General features: G+C 64.0%; 22 protein-coding genes. 3 read left to right on the top strand and 19 right to left on the bottom strand.

Going from position 1 to position 18,191, the window contains the following annotated elements; all coding sequences use genetic code 11:
* The 11 genes from AB4Z38_RS13290 to AB4Z38_RS13240 form a co-directional block, all read right to left on the bottom strand.
* Entirely contained in the window at nt 1-1,299 is a 1,299-nt protein-coding gene (locus tag AB4Z38_RS13290) for an extracellular solute-binding protein (protein ID WP_441430147.1), read from the bottom strand.
* 145 nt (nt 1,300-1,444) lie between these two features.
* Entirely contained in the window at nt 1,445-2,470 is a 1,026-nt protein-coding gene (locus tag AB4Z38_RS13285) for a LacI family DNA-binding transcriptional regulator (RefSeq protein ID WP_441430146.1), read from the bottom strand.
* A 130-nt stretch (nt 2,471-2,600) separates the two neighbouring features.
* A complete protein-coding gene (locus AB4Z38_RS13280; RefSeq protein WP_441430145.1) occupies nt 2,601-3,491 on the bottom strand; it encodes a spermidine synthase in 891 nt (296 codons plus the stop codon).
* A gap of 56 nt (nt 3,492-3,547) precedes the next feature.
* Complete coding sequence (locus AB4Z38_RS13275; RefSeq protein ID WP_441430144.1) at nt 3,548-4,051, bottom strand: GNAT family N-acetyltransferase; 504 nt, start codon at nt 4,049-4,051, stop codon at nt 3,548-3,550.
* 15 nt (nt 4,052-4,066) lie between these two features.
* Complete coding sequence (locus tag AB4Z38_RS13270; protein WP_390282656.1) at nt 4,067-4,750, bottom strand: O-methyltransferase; 684 nt, start codon at nt 4,748-4,750, stop codon at nt 4,067-4,069.
* Between the two features lie 42 nt (nt 4,751-4,792).
* Nucleotides 4,793-5,398 carry a hypothetical protein gene (locus AB4Z38_RS13265; RefSeq protein WP_441430143.1) on the bottom strand — a complete coding sequence of 202 codons (606 nt, stop codon included), beginning with the start codon at nt 5,396-5,398 and terminating at the stop codon, nt 4,793-4,795.
* A gap of 44 nt (nt 5,399-5,442) precedes the next feature.
* Nucleotides 5,443-5,940 carry a hypothetical protein gene (locus AB4Z38_RS13260; RefSeq protein WP_441430142.1) on the bottom strand — a complete coding sequence of 166 codons (498 nt, stop codon included), beginning with the start codon at nt 5,938-5,940 and terminating at the stop codon, nt 5,443-5,445.
* A gap of 113 nt (nt 5,941-6,053) precedes the next feature.
* Nucleotides 6,054-8,060, bottom strand: coding sequence for an alpha/beta hydrolase (locus AB4Z38_RS13255; RefSeq protein ID WP_441430141.1), 2,007 nt, complete (start codon nt 8,058-8,060; stop codon nt 6,054-6,056).
* A 65-nt stretch (nt 8,061-8,125) separates the two neighbouring features.
* Nucleotides 8,126-8,407, bottom strand: coding sequence for a hypothetical protein (locus tag AB4Z38_RS13250; protein WP_441430140.1), 282 nt, complete (start codon nt 8,405-8,407; stop codon nt 8,126-8,128).
* A 109-nt stretch (nt 8,408-8,516) separates the two neighbouring features.
* Nucleotides 8,517-8,813, bottom strand: coding sequence for a WXG100 family type VII secretion target (locus AB4Z38_RS13245; protein WP_441430139.1), 297 nt, complete (start codon nt 8,811-8,813; stop codon nt 8,517-8,519).
* A 129-nt stretch (nt 8,814-8,942) separates the two neighbouring features.
* Nucleotides 8,943-9,263, bottom strand: coding sequence for a thiamine-binding protein (locus tag AB4Z38_RS13240; protein ID WP_441430138.1), 321 nt, complete (start codon nt 9,261-9,263; stop codon nt 8,943-8,945).
* 70 nt (nt 9,264-9,333) lie between these two features.
* On the opposite strand from AB4Z38_RS13240, the gene AB4Z38_RS13235 reads away from it, so the two are divergent.
* Entirely contained in the window at nt 9,334-9,954 is a 621-nt protein-coding gene (locus tag AB4Z38_RS13235; protein WP_441430164.1) for a TetR/AcrR family transcriptional regulator, read from the top strand.
* 55 nt (nt 9,955-10,009) lie between these two features.
* On the opposite strand, the gene AB4Z38_RS13230 is transcribed toward AB4Z38_RS13235, so the two are convergent.
* Genes AB4Z38_RS13230 through AB4Z38_RS13220 form a run of 3 tightly spaced genes read right to left on the bottom strand, consistent with a single transcriptional unit; the run spans nt 10,010 to nt 11,561 of the window.
* Nucleotides 10,010-10,321 (bottom strand): AzlD domain-containing protein, encoded by a 312-nt coding sequence (locus tag AB4Z38_RS13230; RefSeq protein ID WP_366178545.1) that lies wholly within the window; start codon nt 10,319-10,321, stop codon nt 10,010-10,012.
* Complete coding sequence (locus AB4Z38_RS13225) at nt 10,318-11,070, bottom strand: AzlC family ABC transporter permease (protein WP_441430137.1); 753 nt, start codon at nt 11,068-11,070, stop codon at nt 10,318-10,320. The genes AB4Z38_RS13230 and AB4Z38_RS13225 overlap by 4 nt, the downstream gene beginning before the upstream one ends.
* Entirely contained in the window at nt 11,067-11,561 is a 495-nt protein-coding gene (locus AB4Z38_RS13220; protein WP_441430136.1) for a DoxX family protein, read from the bottom strand. Before AB4Z38_RS13220 ends, AB4Z38_RS13225 begins: the two co-directional genes overlap by 4 nt.
* Nucleotides 11,562-11,745: 184 nt before the next feature.
* Between AB4Z38_RS13220 and AB4Z38_RS13215 the strand changes: the two genes are divergently transcribed.
* Nucleotides 11,746-12,483, top strand: coding sequence for a fumarylacetoacetate hydrolase family protein (locus tag AB4Z38_RS13215; protein ID WP_441430135.1), 738 nt, complete (start codon nt 11,746-11,748; stop codon nt 12,481-12,483).
* A gap of 74 nt (nt 12,484-12,557) precedes the next feature.
* On the opposite strand, the gene AB4Z38_RS13210 is transcribed toward AB4Z38_RS13215, so the two are convergent.
* Entirely contained in the window at nt 12,558-13,457 is a 900-nt protein-coding gene (locus AB4Z38_RS13210; RefSeq protein ID WP_441430134.1) for a glycerophosphodiester phosphodiesterase family protein, read from the bottom strand.
* Between the two features lie 206 nt (nt 13,458-13,663).
* Here AB4Z38_RS13210 and AB4Z38_RS13205 point away from each other — a divergent pair, with 206 nt between their 5' ends.
* Nucleotides 13,664-14,869 (top strand): DUF445 domain-containing protein, encoded by a 1,206-nt coding sequence (locus tag AB4Z38_RS13205; RefSeq protein WP_441430163.1) that lies wholly within the window; start codon nt 13,664-13,666, stop codon nt 14,867-14,869.
* 121 nt (nt 14,870-14,990) lie between these two features.
* Here the strand turns inward: AB4Z38_RS13205 and AB4Z38_RS13200 are convergent, their stop codons facing one another.
* Genes AB4Z38_RS13200 through AB4Z38_RS13185 form a run of 4 tightly spaced genes read right to left on the bottom strand, consistent with a single transcriptional unit; the run spans nt 14,991 to nt 18,159 of the window.
* Nucleotides 14,991-15,950 carry a biotin-dependent carboxyltransferase family protein gene (locus AB4Z38_RS13200; RefSeq protein WP_441430133.1) on the bottom strand — a complete coding sequence of 320 codons (960 nt, stop codon included), beginning with the start codon at nt 15,948-15,950 and terminating at the stop codon, nt 14,991-14,993.
* Nucleotides 15,950-16,648, bottom strand: a complete 699-nt coding sequence (pxpB, locus tag AB4Z38_RS13195; RefSeq protein WP_441430132.1) for a 5-oxoprolinase subunit PxpB — start codon at nt 16,646-16,648, stop codon at nt 15,950-15,952. The genes AB4Z38_RS13200 and pxpB overlap by 1 nt, the downstream gene beginning before the upstream one ends.
* Nucleotides 16,623-17,372 carry a LamB/YcsF family protein gene (locus AB4Z38_RS13190; protein WP_441430131.1) on the bottom strand — a complete coding sequence of 250 codons (750 nt, stop codon included), beginning with the start codon at nt 17,370-17,372 and terminating at the stop codon, nt 16,623-16,625. The genes pxpB and AB4Z38_RS13190 overlap by 26 nt, the downstream gene beginning before the upstream one ends.
* Nucleotides 17,356-18,159: a hypothetical protein gene (locus tag AB4Z38_RS13185; RefSeq protein ID WP_441430130.1), complete on the bottom strand. Its 804-nt coding sequence runs from the start codon at nt 18,157-18,159 to the stop codon at nt 17,356-17,358. Before AB4Z38_RS13185 ends, AB4Z38_RS13190 begins: the two co-directional genes overlap by 17 nt.
* Between the last annotated feature and the right edge of the window lie 32 nt (nt 18,160-18,191).

Genomic DNA, 18,191 nt, shown 5'->3' with positions numbered 1-18,191 from the left:
CTAGTTTTTGTAGTCGCCGTTGGACTTGATGTTGGCGTCAATCGCCTTGACCGCCTTGTCCAGGACAGTCTTGGGATCGGCGCCGGCCAGGATGTCCTGAACGGCCTTGCCATATTCGGTGGCGATGAACGGATAAGCCGGAGTCTCCGGGCGCATCACGGCGTACTTACGGGAGAAGTCCATGAAGACGTGGTCAGCGCCGCCCGGGGCGTAGGCGGGCACAAGGGCCGCCGCCGCGTCGGTGGCCGGAATCGTTCCCGCGGCCTTGGCTACTGCCGCCACGTTCTCCGGCTTGAGGGAGTAGGAGACGTAGTCCATGGCAGCATCGGTGTTCTGGCACTGGCTGGTCACGCCCCACTGCCAGGATCCGCCGCCAATTTTGGGGCCCGCGCCCAAGTCAACCGACGGCATGACCACGAGATCGTCACCGAGCGCGGCCTTGGCCTTGTCCGCGGACCAGGAACCGGTATAGACGATCGCGCTCTTCTTGTTCAGGAAGTCCTGGGTGCTGTCCTTGCCGCTCTTCTTGGCTATGAACCCCTGATCAGCCAATCCACGGAACCAGTTGGCCCAGTCCACGGCCTTATCGCTGTTCAAGGTGCCGTCCGCTGTCTTGAAGCCTTCGCGGTTGACCAGGTCGGCCCCGGCGGACTGCAGGAACGGCGAGTAGGCGTAGGGCAGCCATTCACCGGTTCCCGCAGTCCCCATGTCCAGCGGATAGTCCCACTTGCCCAAGGCCTTCAGCTTGCTTAGCGCATCCTGAAACTCGCTCTTGGTCCATGGCTTGTCGATGGTGGCCACGCGCACGCCGGCCGCCTTGAGGTCGGAGGCGCGTGCCAGCATGGCGAGGGCCACATCGTAGTAGCCCACGGCATACGTCTGGCCATCCCACTTTGCAACCGTGCTGGGCAGGTTGCCCGACAAGTCAGCGGAGATTTTCAGTGGCTGCAGGTACTTCGCCCAGGCCCAGTTGGGGACGTTGGGTCCGTCAATGTCCACGATGCAAGGCAGCTTGCCTGCCGCAGCGGCAGATACCACTGAGTCGTTGTAGGAGTCCTGCGGAAACGCCTGGAGCTTGATTTTCGCCTTGGCTGAGCTGCTGGCGTTGTAGGAGTCAACGATGCCCTGAATGGCCTTGAGCTCGTCGGGGTTGCCGGCGTTGTGGGTCCACAAGGTGATTTCGTTGGAGCCACCTGTGGTGGCCGATGCACTGCCTTTGCCGCACGCGCCGAGGCCGGCGACGAGCGCGGCCGCGGTTATGCTGGTGACCAGGACCTTTGTGAAGCGCTTATTCATCATTGCTGAATCTTTCTGCTGATTTTTTCGCGTGATTGATGAGCCCGGGTCCGCTGGGGACGTGGCCGTTGCAGCGGCTGCGTCCCTTTTTTACGGGTCCGGTTGGGGATGGAGTTTCTGTCTTACATCGCCGGCATGCGTCGGCGGCTCACTCCGGCGGTGGGCCTACTGAGCCCCGTTCGATGAGCGGGCACGCTAGCATCTCCTGAACAGGACGAGTGTCGGGATTCTCGAGGATGTCTAGAAGCTGCGTGGCAGCCCAGTGCCCCATCTCATAGTGCGGGAGGGCGACGGTGGTCAGCCCGGGCCACAACGCATCCGCAATAAGCTCCAGGTTGTCCACGCCGACCACCGAAAGATCCTCCGGAATGCGAAGGCCGAGTGCTCCCGCTGCCTGGTAGACCCCCATGGCGATCCTGTCATTGAAGCAGAACAACGCCGTCGGGCGGTCGTCATGGGACAGGAGGTCCAAGGCGGCCTCTCGGCCCCCGTTCGTGTCTGCGACAGAGACGACGACGACGTGGCGCGGATCCGCTTCGAGGCCATGCGTGGACAACTCCTTGTGGAAGCCTTCGAGGCGTCCACGGGTTGCCGGGATGTCATCTGGATTATTGAGCATGCCGATTCGCGTGTGGCCGGCCTTGATGAGGACGGCAACTGCTGTTTCAGCGGCCGCAACTTCGCTCGGCACAATTGAAGAGACCGAAGCATCGTCAGTCACCGCGTCCAGAACGACCGTTGGGAGAGCATTCAATTCCGCGGGGAGCCTGGTGACTTGGTGGTACATCTTGGCATAGACCAAGCCGTCCACTTGATGCTGCTGAAGCATACGGATTTCATCGCGTTCGAGCTGCTCGTCGAGGCCCGAGTCCACCACCATCACCACATAGCCCCGTTCGTAGCTTGCGTCTTGGGCTCCAAGAATCATGGCGCTGGCAAATGGTGTAGTGGCGATCTCATCGCTGACCAGGCCGATGATCTTCGAACGTTGCTTCCGCAGACCGCTGGCGAGCCGGTTGGGGGCATAGCCAAGATCTTTGGCCACTGCCCGGACGTGTTGCTGGGTCTTGGCGTTGACTCGGAAGCTGGTTGCTTCGTTGAGTGCGTGCGAGACCGTAGTCACGGACACGCCAGCGGCTTTCGCCACCTCGCGGATACCAACCCTCGTCGTCATTGACTTCCCTTTTGCAAAACGTTTTGTATGTTGTGTTGATCACAGTAACCAAAACGTTTTGCAACTGTCAAGGAGTAGGTAGGAAACCTGCAAGCTGTTTCCACCGTTCCCCCGGGCGGGTTTTCGAGGGTCAGGCTGCTGGCCGGGGATCGTGCCGGATCTGGGCGCCGACGGCGAATGCCCGGACCTTGGCATCGTTCCAGATATGCGCGGGCACCGCCCCGCCGAGGAGCTTCCGGGCCAGTTGGGGATCGTCGCCGAAGGGCTCGTGGCTGCCGGCCATGATCATGTTTCCGTACCGCCGGCCCTTGAGCATCGCGGGGTCGGCAATGATCATGGTGTGCGCGAAGGTGTCTGCGATGGTGGCGGCGTCCTCGCGGGCGTTCTTGAGGTCCGGCGCATCTCCGGAATTCACGACGTAGAGCCCGCCCGGAGCCAGCACCCTTTGCGCGTGGTCGTTAAATTCGCGGGTTGTGAGCGCCCTCGGAGTGAAAGCGCCGGCAAAGACGTCCCGGATGATGAGGTCGCGGGTGTCCGGGGTGAGGCCTTCCGTGACTTCCCTGGCTTCGCCCACACGGATTCGAAGCAACGGTGCCTTCGGAAGATCGAACCAGCCGCGCACGTATTCGGCCAGCTTGCCGTCGAGCTCCACAACCACTTGCCGTGCATCCGGGTAGGCGGCGTGGAAGTACCGGGCCAGGGAACATGCTCCGCCGCCTAGATGCAAGGCACGAAGCTTCGGCTTGGACTCGGGCGGCCATTTGGATTCCACCAGGGCAGCAATCCAGCGCATGTACTCGAAGTCCAGGAACAGCGGCTCTGCCACATCGATGTGCGAGCTCATGACGCCGTTGATCTTCAGGAGCCAGCCGTTGGAGTTGTCCGGGTCGGCAACGAGTTCGCAGTCGCCGGTGTCGATGTAGTAGACGCCCTCCACGGGACCGTTCGGCTTCGTGCCCGCGGGCACCTCGATAACCCCGGCAGCTTGCCCGGCGCCCCTGCCCTTGCCACGCTTCGCCACTACAGCCGCCCTCTTCCGGTCATGCTTCAACCCTAATTGACGCCGCTGCCTTGCGTTCAGCCCCCGACGGCGGCACGCACCATCCGGATCTCCGGCAGTTCGCGCCATTCCGGCGGCAAGAGCTGGCGCGTTCCGTCGGCCCGGAAGCCGTTCTTGCGATAGAAAGCCTGGGCCCGTGGATTGTCTTCAAGCACCCAAAGGAACGCAGCAGAGTTGCCGATCACGGCGTCGACCAATGCTTGCCCCACGCCCAAACCGTGCACACGACGCAAGGTATAGATCACTTGCAGTTGCAGCTCGCAGGGCCGGTCCTCATCCGGAGCCTCGCGAGCGGAGGCGATGCCCACCAAGGCACCGTCGGCGTCGTGGGCGAGCATCGGCTTGTACGAACCCTCCAAGGCTTCCCGCTGCCTCTCGATCCGCGTGTTGATGGTGGCCTCACGGAAGGCGAAGAACTCCTCGGGCAAAAGGTGACCGTAACTTTCCCGCCAGGCAGCCACGTGCATGCGGGTCAGGGGCTCGGCGTCGTCCACCGTTGCCGGGCGGAGGGTAAATTCCATTCGCTCAGCCTAGCGTCACACCACCCGGGCTATCGCGAAGCCGTCCCACCCCTTGGATCCGACTGTTTGGATGGCCGTTGCGTCGAGGCGCGGATCCTTGCCCATCATCTCCAGTGCCCCCACGATGCCCGGAGCGTTCACCTCGTCCATGGAAGGATCCAGGATGGCACCCTCCCAGATGACGTTGTCCATCACGATCACCGTGCCCGGTCTCCCGAGCCGGATGGCCCAGTCCAGGTAGTTGGAGTCGTTCTCCTTGTCGGCGTCAATGAAGACGAAGTCGAACGGGCCGTCCCGCGTGGGATCTTCGGCCAGCGCGGCAAGGGTCTCCAACGCTGGGCCGATCCGGATGTCCACTTTGTGGCCGATCCCCGCCATGTCAACGTTCGCCCGGGCGATTTCAGCGTGTTTCGGGAGGTATTCGCACGTGACCAGGCGGCCGTCGTCGGGCAGTCCCTGGGCCATCCAGATCGCGCTGAAGCCGGCCAGGGTACCGATTTCCAGCACGCGCCGCGCACCGGACAGCTGCACCAGCATCTTGAGCAGCTTGCCGGCGTTGGGCGCCACCTCGATGGGCGGCATCCCGGCGTCGAGGGCGGACTGCACCGCGTGTTTGAGCGCGGCGTTCGGGCGGACGACGGCGGTGGACAAGTATTCCTCGACGGCCACCCAGCCGGGCTGGGCCTTGTGTTCAAACATGGCCCCAGTCTGGCACCGGGTCACGGCGGAGGGAAGGACCGGCTACCCGCCTTGACCAGAGGTGCCCGTTCCGCCCAGGGGTATGGTCTCTGTCGTTGTCTCTTTCGCTAGGGGGTCAAGCGTGCAGTCACTCTTCACATTCACGAACGAGCCAAAGGTCGATGCGGAAAACTGCACGAAGACACCGCTAGGAGTCGTTGCATTGATCTCGACGCCCTTGCCAGATGTGGTCTCACTCTCATCGAACAGGTTCCCAATTTTGTAGCTTTTGGCTTCCCAGTGGGCTTTCATTGCTCTGACCGCAGCCTTCGGATCGCTGATCGGGCCACCCTGTCCCACCACGGCATAGCGGTTACCGCCTTCCTTCGAATTAATCCCGCAGGATTCTGTGCTGTAGCCCGCAGTCTTTTTCCGGTCCCACCCGGGGAAGGTGGTTCCGGAATGTTGGACGGCGTCGTCGATGGTGTCCAGGAAGTCGGTGAAGACTTCCTTGGCGTGCCGGGTTCCGTCGAAGGGTTTGGGGGCGCTGGTGCTGGTCATAGTTCCTCCGGGCTGGGTGGTGGCGGGCATGCAGCCGGCCAGTGCCAGGGCCGATGCGATGATGAACACGGCAAGCAGGTGGCATGCCGGTCGGGCGGGGCGGGTCATGGTGGTCAGCCTTTAGCTATGGATAGCGCCGAATCCGTTGCCGCTCAGGATCCGGCTGAAGCGGGAGCAGTACCTGTTCCGCCCAGAGGTATTGTCTCTGTCGTTGTCTCTTTCGACAGTGGGTCGAGCGTGCAATCACTCTTCACGTTGATTGTCGAGCCATTGGTAGACGCTCCGAAAACAATTCTGAGACCGGCCGGTGTCGTTGCACTCAAGTCTATGGCTGCAGCGGCACCCGGCCATGGCACTGTCCCTTCGATCGTGTAGCCGAGGGCTTCCCAGCGGGATTTCATCGACTCGACCGCAGCCTTTGGATCGCCGACTGGGCCCCCTTCAAGATTTGTATAGTACTGATTTCCGTCTTCCCGGGCCTTGACACCGCAAGCGGGGGCGTTGTAGCCCGCGACATCCTGGCGGTTCCATTTGGGGAACGTTGTTCCTGAGTGCTGCACGGTGTCGTCGATGACGTTGAGGAAATCAGTGAAGACCTCCTTGGCGGGCCGCGTGCCATCGAAGGGTTTGGGCGTGTTGTTGCTGGTCATGGTTCCTCCGGGCTGGGTGGTGGCGGGCGCGCAGCCGGCCAGTGCCAGGGCCGATGCGACGGCGGACACGGCAAGCATCCGGCATGTAGGTCGGGTGGGGCGGGTCATGGTGGTCAGCCTTTGGTCAGGGTTGCGGGGTCTTGGTTCGATTCGTCGGGGAACGTCCGCCATGGGTCAATGTTGAACCCGAAGGGACTGTTCCCGTCTGGAAGGGCCGGGGCCCATTCTTGTTTTAGGGGGACGAGTTTTTGGATCTGGTCCCCGTGCCCGGTGGAGGCCAGGGCGATATTGTGCGCAGACTCTGTTCCCGGGTCGAGGTAGCCATGTCCGGTGGTGGCCCCTGCGACCTGGAAAGTGTCGGACCAGCCTTTTGCGTCATGGCCGGTGACCATTTTGTATGCCTGCCCCGTCTTTGGGTCGTAACCGCCGTCGGAGGAGAAGTTGTGCCCGCCGAAGGCAGGATCGGACGGGCTGACTCTTAGCCAGTCGCCGTGCTGCACGAGCGGGCCGAAAACGCTGCTTCCAGCAATTCCGGCATAGGGTGCCACCCGGTCGTTCAAAGCCTGGGTCACATAGACGGCAGGTTTGTGATCCGGCCCGGCGTTCACGTGCAGGGCGGTCGTGTCGGGAACCGCACGGGGGTCGACTCCGGCGGATCCGAAGAACGTGACCGTATCGACGCTGAAGTTCGTCTTCGTCAACGCATAAGAGCCGGTCGTCGTCCCGTAGGAGTGCGCAACCAAGTTCACCTTGGGCAGCCCGGCGGCGCCACCGCCGCGGGTGGCATGGAATCCGTCCAGGGCCGCAGCCAGCCGGTCACCACCTGTCACGGCTTTGTACGGCATGAGCACTTCGGGACTGGGCTGAGCTCCTGGCGTGTCATACCCAAGCCACGACACCACTGCTGTGCCGGGATTGGCTTGTTTCAAGTACCTGTAGGCGGCGTTTTGGCTGTCGTAGAGGTCCTGTGCGGCCATTGTCCAGGATTCCAGTCCGTCGTCGACAGTGGTGCCCATGCCAGGGACGTTCCAGGTGACGTTGCCCGCCGTGTCCATGTCTCCGATAGCCAGCGCTGCCAAGGGTCTGCCGTTGTTCAGATCGAAGGAAATAACGGACCGAGGAGTACCGTTTTTGCCCGGGACCTTCAAGGCGGTCTTGATGGTGTCAAGGGTTTTCCGGGTTGCCTCGCTGGATCCTGGGTCGTTGTAGGTGGCGTCGATGGTGGTCTTGTTGGCTTTGGCCCGGTCGGCGTACGGGACGCCGTTGAGGTTGCCGATGATGCCTGGCACGGCGGCGGTCAGTGCTGCTTTGCTGGCGGGATCGAGCGCCGCCCACCAGTTCTTTGCCGCCAGGACGTCCTCATTGGTACCTGCGGGAATGGGGTTCCTGGCCGCGGCCGGGTTCCAGACCCCGTACAGGGCCAATTGGGCAGGCGTCAACGCGGCCAAGAGGGCGAGATACTCTGCACGGGCACCGGTGCTCCCGGCGTTGAGCTGGTCCCGAAGGCCGTTCAATCTGTTCAGCTGCGGGTCCTTCCCCGGGGCCAACAGGGCCGCCAGCGCGCCGTCCCCGACGGGAACATCGGTATCAAGATGAGCCTGTTGTACGGCCTCCGATGGTGTCGGAACATGAAGGGCTTCCGCCAGCCGGTTCCCTTCGCTCTTGTATCGGTCCCTGAGGTCCTCGGCCTGACGCTGCAGCTCGGCCAGTGCCTGGTTGCTGCCCTGAAGGATGATGCTTCCCCGTTGCCGGTCCAGGTCCCATAGCTCCTGCATTGGGCTGGGGCGGGTAGCCAAGTCAGAGAACGGTGACGGGGGCGCCTGGGCGTGCAACAAAGCCAAGCCTTGAGCTTGCTCCAGCTGTGCCTGTTCGGCATGGACGCGCAACCGGTCCGCCTCGGCCTGGAAGCCCTCAAGGCTTGATGCCCAGGACCTGTAGATATTGGCGTTGGTCTCGCAGGCGCTCCGGTAAACCCCGACAAGCGCCGCGTCGCGAATCAGAAGCGTCCGGACAGCCTCTACCGTGGATCCGGCACCGTCCACCGTCACACGGTGGAGAACGTCCTGGGCATCAGCGAGCCGTCCGGCGTTCTCACCCCAGGCCCTGGATGCTTCTTGCATGTCCTGAACGCTTCCAGGCGCCGGGTCGGCGCCGCCCAACAAGGACCAGTCCGCCGGCCGGCCCATTAGGGCGTCCTGCCCATGAGAACATCGGCCAGAGCATTGTCGATTCGTGCGAATTCCTGACCGGCCGCGATGCACTGTTTACCGTCGGCGGCTACCGCCTCGGTCAGTGGACCCATCGACACGAGCCACGCGTCGGCGGCTTCCTCACCCTTGGCCATGAGCCGCCAACAACCGGCATCGCCCGTGCGAACCTGTTTCGCATCGCCAAGGAATCCGCTGACTTGCGCCAACGAGCGTCCGACAACATCCAAAGCCGTGCTGCTGATCCTTAAAGACTCCATGTCGCCCCCAACGCAATCCAACCATCACCGCACTGAACCCCCGGTCGACAGCGGACCGGGGGTTCAGTGCCGCGGACGCCCGGACGTCCGGGCCCGTTTGTCAACGGAGTTACCTGCCGATCTGACCGGCCAGCTGCTCGTCCGTGCTGCGAAGCGTCTCGGCTGCGTGGTGAAGGTAATGGGAGAGTCCGTCAAGTCCGCCGATGGTCTGCTGCGCTCCCTGGGTGAACTGCTGGTATTCAGCTTCGTAGGCTTTGGAGGACTTGTCGGTCACGTACCCGCTGGTGACCAAGGCCTGGATCTGCTTCTGAAGCTCGCCCAGTTTCGCTTCGAGGTCCGCCTTGCCTGTTTCCAAGCTCTTGGCGGCTGTTTCGAGCTCATCAAAGGTGACATTGAGATTCGCCATGACTGGGTTCCTTGACTTTTGAGGAGGGAAGTGACGATTACTACATCGACTTTATAAAATCCTCACGCGGGATGCAACCCCGCTCCCTGGCATACAAGGCGTACGGATCGCCAAGCACGTTAGGGCCTATTATCCTTGGGCGATAGCCTTTTCCAGGCGCTCGACCTTGCCGGTGAGCTCCCCGGTGTACCCGGGCCGGATATCCGCCTTGATCACCAAGGACACCCGGTTTCCGTACTTGCCCACTGCCTCCGTGGCGCGCTTGACGACGTCGAAGACTTCATCCCACTCACCCTCGATAGTGGTGAACATCGAGTCCGTCTGGTTGGGGAGCCCGGAATCGCGGACGATCTTGACGGCCTCGGCAACGGCGTCGTGCACCGAGCCATCAACGGATACGGCGCCAGCAGCGGGCTGGCCGGACGGGGCAACTGAGAAGGCAAGCAACATGAATCCAGTCTTTCACGGGCAAGAATGTCACAAAAGTGATTGGAGCCCCTCCGTTGCTACTGTGAGCAGCATGGACCGGCCCTTGGAACGCAAGCCACTTCGAGCTGATGCTGCGCGTAACGTAGACAAGATCATCACGGCAGCGCGCCAGTGCTTCCACGAGCTGGGCCCGGAGGTTCCGCTCCAGACGATCGCCACCACCGCAGGTGTTGGCCCGGCTACGTTGTTCCGCAACTTCGCTGACAAAGAACAACTCGTCTTGGCCGCCCTGTCGCGGCAACTCAGGCTTCATGTGGACCCGGTTGTTGAAGATGCCCTCGCGGGCATGGATGCCGCCGTCGGGCTCATCAACGTGATCGACGCGGTGATGCAGGTTGCCAGCGAAGATGCCAACCTGCTGGGCGCGGTCGCCGGCCGCCGCGGACTCCTGGTAGGCATCACCGGCGGCTTGATCGATTCCATGGCTGAGCTGCTTAGCCGCGGCCAGGGCCAGGGTTCGCTGCGCCGGGACATTTCCATTGAGGACATGGTGCGCCTTGTTGCGATGCTGATCGGCGCCGTGGACACCATGGAGCCGGGGTCCCGCGCTTGGGAACGGCCGGTTGCTTTGCTTGAGGACGCCATCCGCACCGAACGCCCGTCGCGCCCGTTGCCGCAGCAGACCCCCATCCCTGGGATGGCTTTCCAGTAACCAGCGCACGACGGCGTTGCGCAGCGCAGCGGCGGTCGGAACCGCGTGTGGCAGGTCAGCGCCAGCCGAGCAGCCGCAGACAGGCGGCTGCCGCTGATCCGACGATGACCACCACAAGGAACGGGGCCCGGAGCCACAGCGCGACGGCCCCGGCCGCCAGCGCACCGAGCCGGGCGTCGAAGGCGAGGGACTGTCCTGATGCCACCGCGTTGACGACGGTCAGGGACGCCAGCAGGCCGATGGTCATGGTGCCGGCCACACGCATCATCCGGGGACTCCGTAGCAGCTTCGCCGGCACGAAATAGCCCGAAAGCTTCGTGAGGTACGCCAGTCCGCAGGCGATGAGGATCCAGAGCCAGAGGTTCATTCGGCGTTCCTTTCGCGGCTGGCAGGGGCCGCCTGTGAATGACCGTGCGGGTAGGGATCGACGTCGGGCTCCATGCCTTCGTCACTGCGTCCGTGGCTGAACCAGCCGATGGCCCCGGCCACGACGGCAGCCACGAGGATGGGCACGCCCGCCGGAACGAACGGGACCGCAATGATGGTGGCCAGAGCAGCCGCCGCGGCAATCGCCCACGGCTCTCGGCCCTTGAGGCGCGGCCAGAGCAGGCCCAGGAACGCTGCCACGGCGGCGCCGTCGAGCCCCCACTGCTTGGGATCGCCCAAGGCGTCGCCGGCCAGGGCACCGACGGCGGTGAAAATGTTCCACAGCACGAAGATGCCGAGTCCGGCGGTCCAGAAGCCACGGCGCTGTTCATCCGGATCGCTTTGGCCCGACGCGGTGGCGGTGGATTCGTCGATGGTGATGTGGGCCTGCGGGTACTTGAGCCACCCGCGGGGGCGCAACAGCGCGTTCATCTGCATCCCGTAGATGCCATTGCGCAGGCCCAGCAGCGCGGCAGCGGTCATGGCGGCAATGCCGGAACCGCCGCCGGCCACGACGCCGATGAAGGCGAACTGGGAGCCTCCGCTGAACATGAGGAGGCTGAACGCCATGGTCTGCCAGAAGCTGAACCCGGAGGCCGAGGCCAATGCCCCGAACGAGATGCCGTAGAGGCCCGTTGCGATGCTGATGGAGAGGCCCACCTTCACCGCCGGGGATTCGAAGAGTTTCATGCGGCCCGTTTCGCTCCGGCCAAACTCCATGCCCACAGGATCAAAGGGAGCTGCAGAGGCAGGCGCAGTGTGTGAATCCGCCGCGCGGACACGGTCCCTGCAGGAGAGTATGCGCGGCGGAGCGCGTCCACGTGGCCGGCCAGGAATGCCGTGAACATCAGCGTGGTACCGCGGGCCGCGGCCTTTCGCGTGGCAGGAATCAGGAGCCCGACGGCGGCCGCCGCCTCAAGCAGCCCGCTCACCGCGATCCATTCCTCCCGGGACATGACCGCCAAGGCGCCGTTCCGCGGCGCGGTTGCCTTGGCCTTGTCTTGGCCGACTTCGAGCGGCGCCTCTTCGCACGCATAGTCCTCACGGCAGAGATAGTCCGGGACGACGGGGGCAAAGAATTTCGGCTGCTGGAAGTGCTTCCTGGCGCTCACGAGTAACAGAGCGCTCATGGCCGCCGCGGAGATTGTCTGGGCTGTCCGGGCGGACCATGAAAAAGGCATGTATTCATGCAACCACAGCCCTGCCCGGCACGGTAACCGGAAGGTTTCCGGACTGAGTGTGCGCAATTCTTATGTGTTCAGAGTATTGGACTCAGTTCAGCATGATGTATGTTTCTCTCTAGGCCGTGCCTGACACAGTCCACCGCCATCGTCCACCGCCACAAGAAATTCAACGAGGAGTTCCATGCGCATCGCCCGACTACAGACCCCTTCCGGCCCTCAGCACGCAGTCCTGCACAACGGAAGCTGGGACCACATCGAGGATCCCTTTGCCGAGATTCTTTCTTTCACTGGAGATTCCACTTCCTCGGACGACGCCGTGTATCTCGCCCCGGTCCGGCCTTCCGTGGTGCTCGGAATCGGGCACAACCTGGGCAACAACAACCACGCGCTGCCCATCCAGGCCTGGCACAAGTCGGTCCACAGCATCGCCGGCCCCGGTGATGACATCGTGGCCGTGCGCAACGCAGGCACGGTGAACGTGGAAGGCGAGCTGGCCGCCGTCATCGGAAAACGGGCGGAGAAGCTCACGGCCGAGAACGCCTTGAGCCATGTCCTGGGCTACACCGTGGTCAACGACGTCACCAACGTGGACCAAAACCAGGTCGACGAAAAGCTCTTCCAAGGCAAGTCCGGCACGAACTACACACCGCTCGGACCGTGGATCGAAACCGGGATCGAGGACCCGGACAACGTCAGCACCGAGGTCGTAGTCAACGGCGAGGTCAAGGCCCGGTCCGGTTCCTTCAACCTGCCGTCCTCCGTCACGGATTGCCTTGTCTACGTCACCGAATGGCTGACCTTGGAGCCCGGCGACATCATCATGACGGGAGCTCCGAACACCTTCGTGGCTGTCCAGCCCGGCGACCGGGTGGACATCACGCTGGGCGGCATCGGAACCCTCAGCAACACGGTCATCTGACTCGCAGTTGTTGTCGTTTTCACGCCCTATAACGACAACAACTGCTAGTCAGTTGGGCCCTAAGCTGTGCTCCCCTAAAGCTGTGCGAGGACCTGTGCCGGCTTGTTCGTGGTGATCTCGTGGATTCCAAGGCCTTGGCAGAGGGCTACATCGTTCTCTGAATCGACGGTCCACACCCGGAAGCGGCGGCCTGATTCCAGCCAGCGCTGGACCGTGCGGGCGTGTTTGCGGACGTAGTCGATACCTGGGCCGGCCAGTCCCACCTCGCAGTCGTCCAGGATCCGTTCGCCTTCCTGCTGGGCTGCCTTCATCACGTTGGCCACCGCTCCCCCGGTGATGACGCCCAGGCCGAGTTCATCGCGGACTTCCTCCACCGTGACGTCGTCCACCAACTGGCAGATGTGCTGCGCGGGAACGAACTGGAGCAGGTGCTTGACCGAATCCGGGCTGAAACTCATGAAGGAGACCTGGATGTTGTCCAGCATGGACGTCTCTGCGTTCCAGCCTTGGCTGCCCAGAAGCCCGAGCACGCGGTCTTCAAGCTTGAGCTGGTACGGGCTCGGGTGCTTGAGTTCAATGGCCAAGCCGATGGCCCTGCCGGCATCGCGCAGAATGTCCAGCAACTCCGGGAGCGTCAGCAGCTGGTCCGACTTCGCGCCGTACTGGTCCGGAATCCGGGCGCCCTTCCAGGAGGAGAAATCCAGCTGCCGCAACTCTTCGAGCGTCTTCTCAGCCACGGGACCGGTGCCGTCCGAGGTACGGTCCAAGTTTGCGTCGTGAAGCAGGACAACGTGCTGGTCCCGGGTCAAGTGGACGTCGCACTCGACGCCGTCGGCGCCATCGGCGATTGCCTTCAGGTATGCTGCGCGCGTGTGCTCCGCAAATGCGGCACTCGCTCCGCGGTGGGCGTAGACCATGGGCCGCGTGGTTTGGTCCGTGCTTTGGTCTGGGCGACCGGGCTCGTCGTTCGTCATGGGGATACGGTAGCCCACGCCCATGACAGCGACGGGGCTACGCTGGGCACATGCAGGTGAACTCTGAACAAATCCCGGTGACGGACAGCAATAGTGACCCGACCAGGGAGGCCACCCGGCACGCAGGTGCCGGGAACAGCTCAACGGTTGCGGCCGGCGTCGGGCAACGAAATGGTGACGCCGAAAAGGCCGCTGCCCTGCGTCGGATGAAGTCGGTGGCGCTGGCGCTCCTGATTGTGATGGCCGTGGTTTTCACCGCTGCTTTCGCCTTGCAGAGGCAATATCCATGGCTGGAATATGTGCGGGCCGCTGCCGAGGGCGGAATGGTGGGAGCGTTGGCCGACTGGTTCGCCGTCACTGCGTTGTTCAAATACCCCATGGGCCTGAAAATCCCGCACACGGCCATCATTCCGCGGCGCAAGGACCAGATCGGCGCTTCGCTTGGGGAATTCGTAGAGACCAACTTCCTGTCCGAGCAGGTGGTCCAGGAGAAGCTCGCGAGCGTCGACATCGCCCGGAAAGCCGGCAAGTGGCTCGCTTCCCCGGGCGGACCGGAGCGTATAGCAAAGGAAGGTTCAGCACTGATCCGCGGAGCGTTCACCGTGCTGAACGACGACGACGTCCAGGCAGTGATCGAGGGCATGGTCCGCAAGCACCTGCTCACTCCACCTTGGGGACCGCCTGTGGGCCGGATGGCCGAACGGATCTTTGCCGAGGGCCATCACCACAAGCTCGTCGATCTGCTGGTTGACCGCGCGGCAGATTGGGTGGAAGCGAACCACTCCACGGTGAACCGGCTCGTGTCCGACCGTTCGCCGCTCTGGGTTCCGTCCTTCGTGGACGACATCGTCGGCGACCGGGTCTACAACGAAATCGCCAAGTTCATCCGGGCGGTGCAGCAGGATCCCGATCATCAAGTGCGCCAGTCGATCGATACATACCTCGGCGATCTTGCCCAGGATCTTCAGCACGATCCTGCAATGATTGCCCGGGCCGAGGCAATCAAGACCCAAGTCCTTGGTGATCCCGAGGTCCGCGAACTTGCCTCCCGCACGTGGGGCACCATCAAGGACGCGCTGCTCACCGCCGTCGACGATCCCGACAGCGAACTGACGCAGCGTTTCAAGAGCGCCGTCCGGGACTTCGGTTCGCGGCTTGTCAGCGATGACGAGCTGGCGGGCAAGGTCAATGCCTGGATCGGCGATGCTGCCGCGTACCTCGTCAAAACGTACCGTTCCGACATTGCGGGGGTCATCACGGACACCGTGGCGCGCTGGGATGCCGAGGAAACCTCGCAAAAGATCGAGCTCCAGGTGGGCAAGGACCTGCAGTACATCCGCATCAACGGCACCGTGGTGGGATCGCTGGCCGGGCTCGCGATCTTCACTGTGGCGCACTTGGTGTTCGGCTGACGAGGGTTCGGCGCGGCTGCAAGCAAGGGACATGCCCACCCCTTCCGGCAAGCAACGGACATAATCCCAACATGTCCGCTCTTCGCAGCGAAGGCGGCGCATGTCCGGTGGAGGTGGACCGTCAGCCCAGGAACCGGATCCGCTGGCCGGGGCGGGCTTGGCCTAACAAGTCCAGGTCCATGCGACGCACCACGGCAATCACGGGGTAGCCACCCGTCACGGGATGATCAGCCAGGAATACGGTGGGAAGGCCCGACGGCGGCACTTGCAGTGCGCCGAGCACCATGCCTTCGCTGGGCAGTTCCTCGAGCCGGGTCTGGGTGAGCGGGCGGCCCACCAGCCGGGCACCGATCCTGTTGGAGGCAGGCGACAGGGTCCATTCCTGGCTGACAAGGCGGCGCCAGGAATCGTCGTCGAACCAGTCTGCGCGGGGGCCGCGGTCAACGCGGGCTGTGATGGCGCGCCCAGGATCAGGAGCGCGGCGGATGGCAGGGAGGGCATGCGCATTGTTGAGGGTCCCAGTGGCCGCGCCGGCCCCAGATCCAGCCCCAGATCCGGCCCCAGGTCCAACCCCATGCCCGGGAACGGAACCCGCTTCCGAAACCAGGCCGTTGCCCGCGGTAACACGTCCGATTCCCAACTGCACACCCGATGTCAACGGTGCGGGGCCTTCGCCGGAGAGCATGTCCGTGCTGCGTGAACCGAGGAGCTTGGGCGCATCGATGCCGCCCTGCACTGCCAGGTAGTATCGCAGACCGAACAGCGGAGCACCGAAGTCCAGTACCGCGCCCGGAGCCACCCGCACGGCTTGGTTGAGCGGAATCTCGGCGCCGTTGAGTGTCACGATTCCTTCCGCGCCTGCCACCGCGACTGTCGACGCCGTGACGAACCTCAAGCGAAGCCCGCCCAGCAATATTTCCAGGCCGGCCGATTCCGTGGGGTTCCCCACCAGCAGATTGGCAAGCCGGAGTGATTGCCGGTCCAGGGCACCGGAAGAGCTCAGCCCCAAGGAAGCCCAGCCCTGCCGGCCAAGGTCTTCCACCAAGGTGAGTGGGCCGCGGTTCACCACGACAATCCCCATCAGGCCTCCACGAACCGGACCAGGTCACCCGGCCGGATCAGCGCGGGCTCGGCTTTGGACGCGTCCCACAGTGCCGCCGTCGTGGTTCCGATCAATTGCCAACCGCCTGGAGAGGATCGCGGGTAGACGCCACTGAACTCGCCTGCGAGGCCAACCGAGCCAGCCGGCACGGCCGTGCGTGGAGTGTTCCGACGCGGAACGCGGAGCCGCTCGTGCGTGGTGACCAGGTACACAAAGCCAGGCGCAAAACCGGAAAAGGCGGCCGTCCACGCCGAGCCCGTGTGAAGCTTGACCATTTCGGCCTCGCTCATGCCGAGGAACTGTGCCGTCTCGGCGAGGTCGGGGCCGCCGTAGGAGACCTCGATGGTCACTTCGCGGCCCGAGCCGGAGACCCCCTCTGCAGGTTCCGCGGACTCCAGCCAGCCGCGGACTTCGGAAGGACGGATCGTTTCGGGATCGAAGGTGACGAGGACAGTGCGGGCGGCGGGCACGACGTCGATGATCCCCTCCGGCACTGAAACGCCCGCCGACGCGCCGGGCCCGGTCAGTCCGCGGTAGTACGCGACGACGGCGGTCAGTTCGGGCAGTTCCACCAAGAATGCGCTGTCGCCGCAGGGCAAAAGGATCCGGCCGCCCGCGCCCGCCGAACCGGCGCCGCCCGAACCAAGAACCTCAGGCGAAGGATTCAATCTCCACACCAGCTTCCTCAAGGCCAGCGCGCACCGCCGCCGCCAGCTCGACAGCACCCGGGGTGTCGCCATGGATGCACAAGGAATCGGGCTTCACCCGCACCACCGTGCCGTCGACGGCCAGCACCTCACCCCGTACGGCAAACCGCACGGCCCGCTCAACTACCGCGGCGGGATCGTGCACTACTGCGCCTTCCCGCGAGCGCGGCACCAAGGTGCCGTCCGGCATGTAGCCGCGGTCCACGAACGCCTCCCGGAACACCGGGTGCCCGGATTCCTCGGCGAGGCGCAGCAGCGCCGAGCCCGGCAGGCCAAGCACCGGTAGCCCGGGATCGTAGGCGTGAATCGCAGCCACCACGGCTTCGGCCTGCTCGACGTCGTTGACGATCCTGTTGTACAGGGCGCCGTGGGGTTTGACGTAGTCCACGGAGGCGCCTACCGCGTGGGCCATGCCGTCCAGGGCGCCAAGCTGGTAGAGGACGTCGCCGAAGAGCTCATCGAAGGACATGTCCATCGATCGGCGCCCGAAGCCGTGCAGGTCCCGGTAGCCGACGTGGGCGCCGACCCGGACGTCGAGCTCGAAGGCGGCACGGCAGCTGTCAAGCATGGTCACCGGATCACCGGCGTGGAAGCCGCACGCGACGTTGGCGCTGCTGACAATCCGGAACATTGACGCGTCGTTCCCCATGGTCCAGGAGCCGAACGACTCCCCCGAATCAGCGTTGAGATCCACTATTTCCGCCTTCCAGCGCGTTCTGGCGGGCGGCTGGGAGCAGCTCGCCCGGGATGGTGTCCGGCATGGGACCGAATGCTTCCCTCGCCGATGCCGCCACTGCACGCCCCATGACGCGGTTTCCGACTCCGCCCACCACGGCCCCCACTCCGAAAGGCAGGGCACGGCCGAGGAAAGCGGCGCCTTGGCGCTTGACGAGCCGCTTGAGGAAGGCGCGCTGGATGGCATCACGAATGACCCCGAATCCTCCGCCGGGCAGCTTCTTGGTGAGGGTCTTACCCCAGGCCTGCGTGACGCCTTTGCCTTTGCCGAGCGATTGTCCGCTCAGTGCACCCAGCAGGGCGGTGCCTTCCTCGCCGAGCATAATGGCCATGACCATGGTTCGTGCACGGTCCGGATCGGTCAGGCGGATGCCGTGGAGCTCGGCCAGGGAAGCGGCGTAAAGCGCGGTTCCTTCCAGGAACCCGATGGTGGCAAGCGCGGAAAGGCCCAGCGAGGCCGCGGTGCCGATGCCAGGCACGACGGCGGTTGCCCCGACGGCGGCACCCCCGCCAGTGACTGCGGTGAGGTAGTCCCGCTCAAGTTTGGCGGCCAGCTGCGCCGCCGTGGCCTGCGGGTGTTTGCGCTGCAGTCGGCGCAGGTTTGCCAAGACAAGGGGACGTTGGACCTCGACGGCCCGAAGCAGCACATTGTGGACACCGGGCTTGGCTTTGCCGCTGGCGTCGAACATGGCGTTGTGGGCCGTTTCCTGCGCAATCTTTACTGCCGGGTTGGGTCGCTTTGCCATTCTTCACCTCTGCATTCAGCCGTTGGATTCGT

Source organism: Arthrobacter sp. 2RAF6, from assembly GCF_052115205.1.
Classification (GTDB): Bacteria; Actinomycetota; Actinomycetes; order Actinomycetales; family Micrococcaceae; genus Arthrobacter.
Note: the sequence above shows the minus strand (reverse complement) of the source record. Positions and strands in the feature narration are given on the sequence as shown.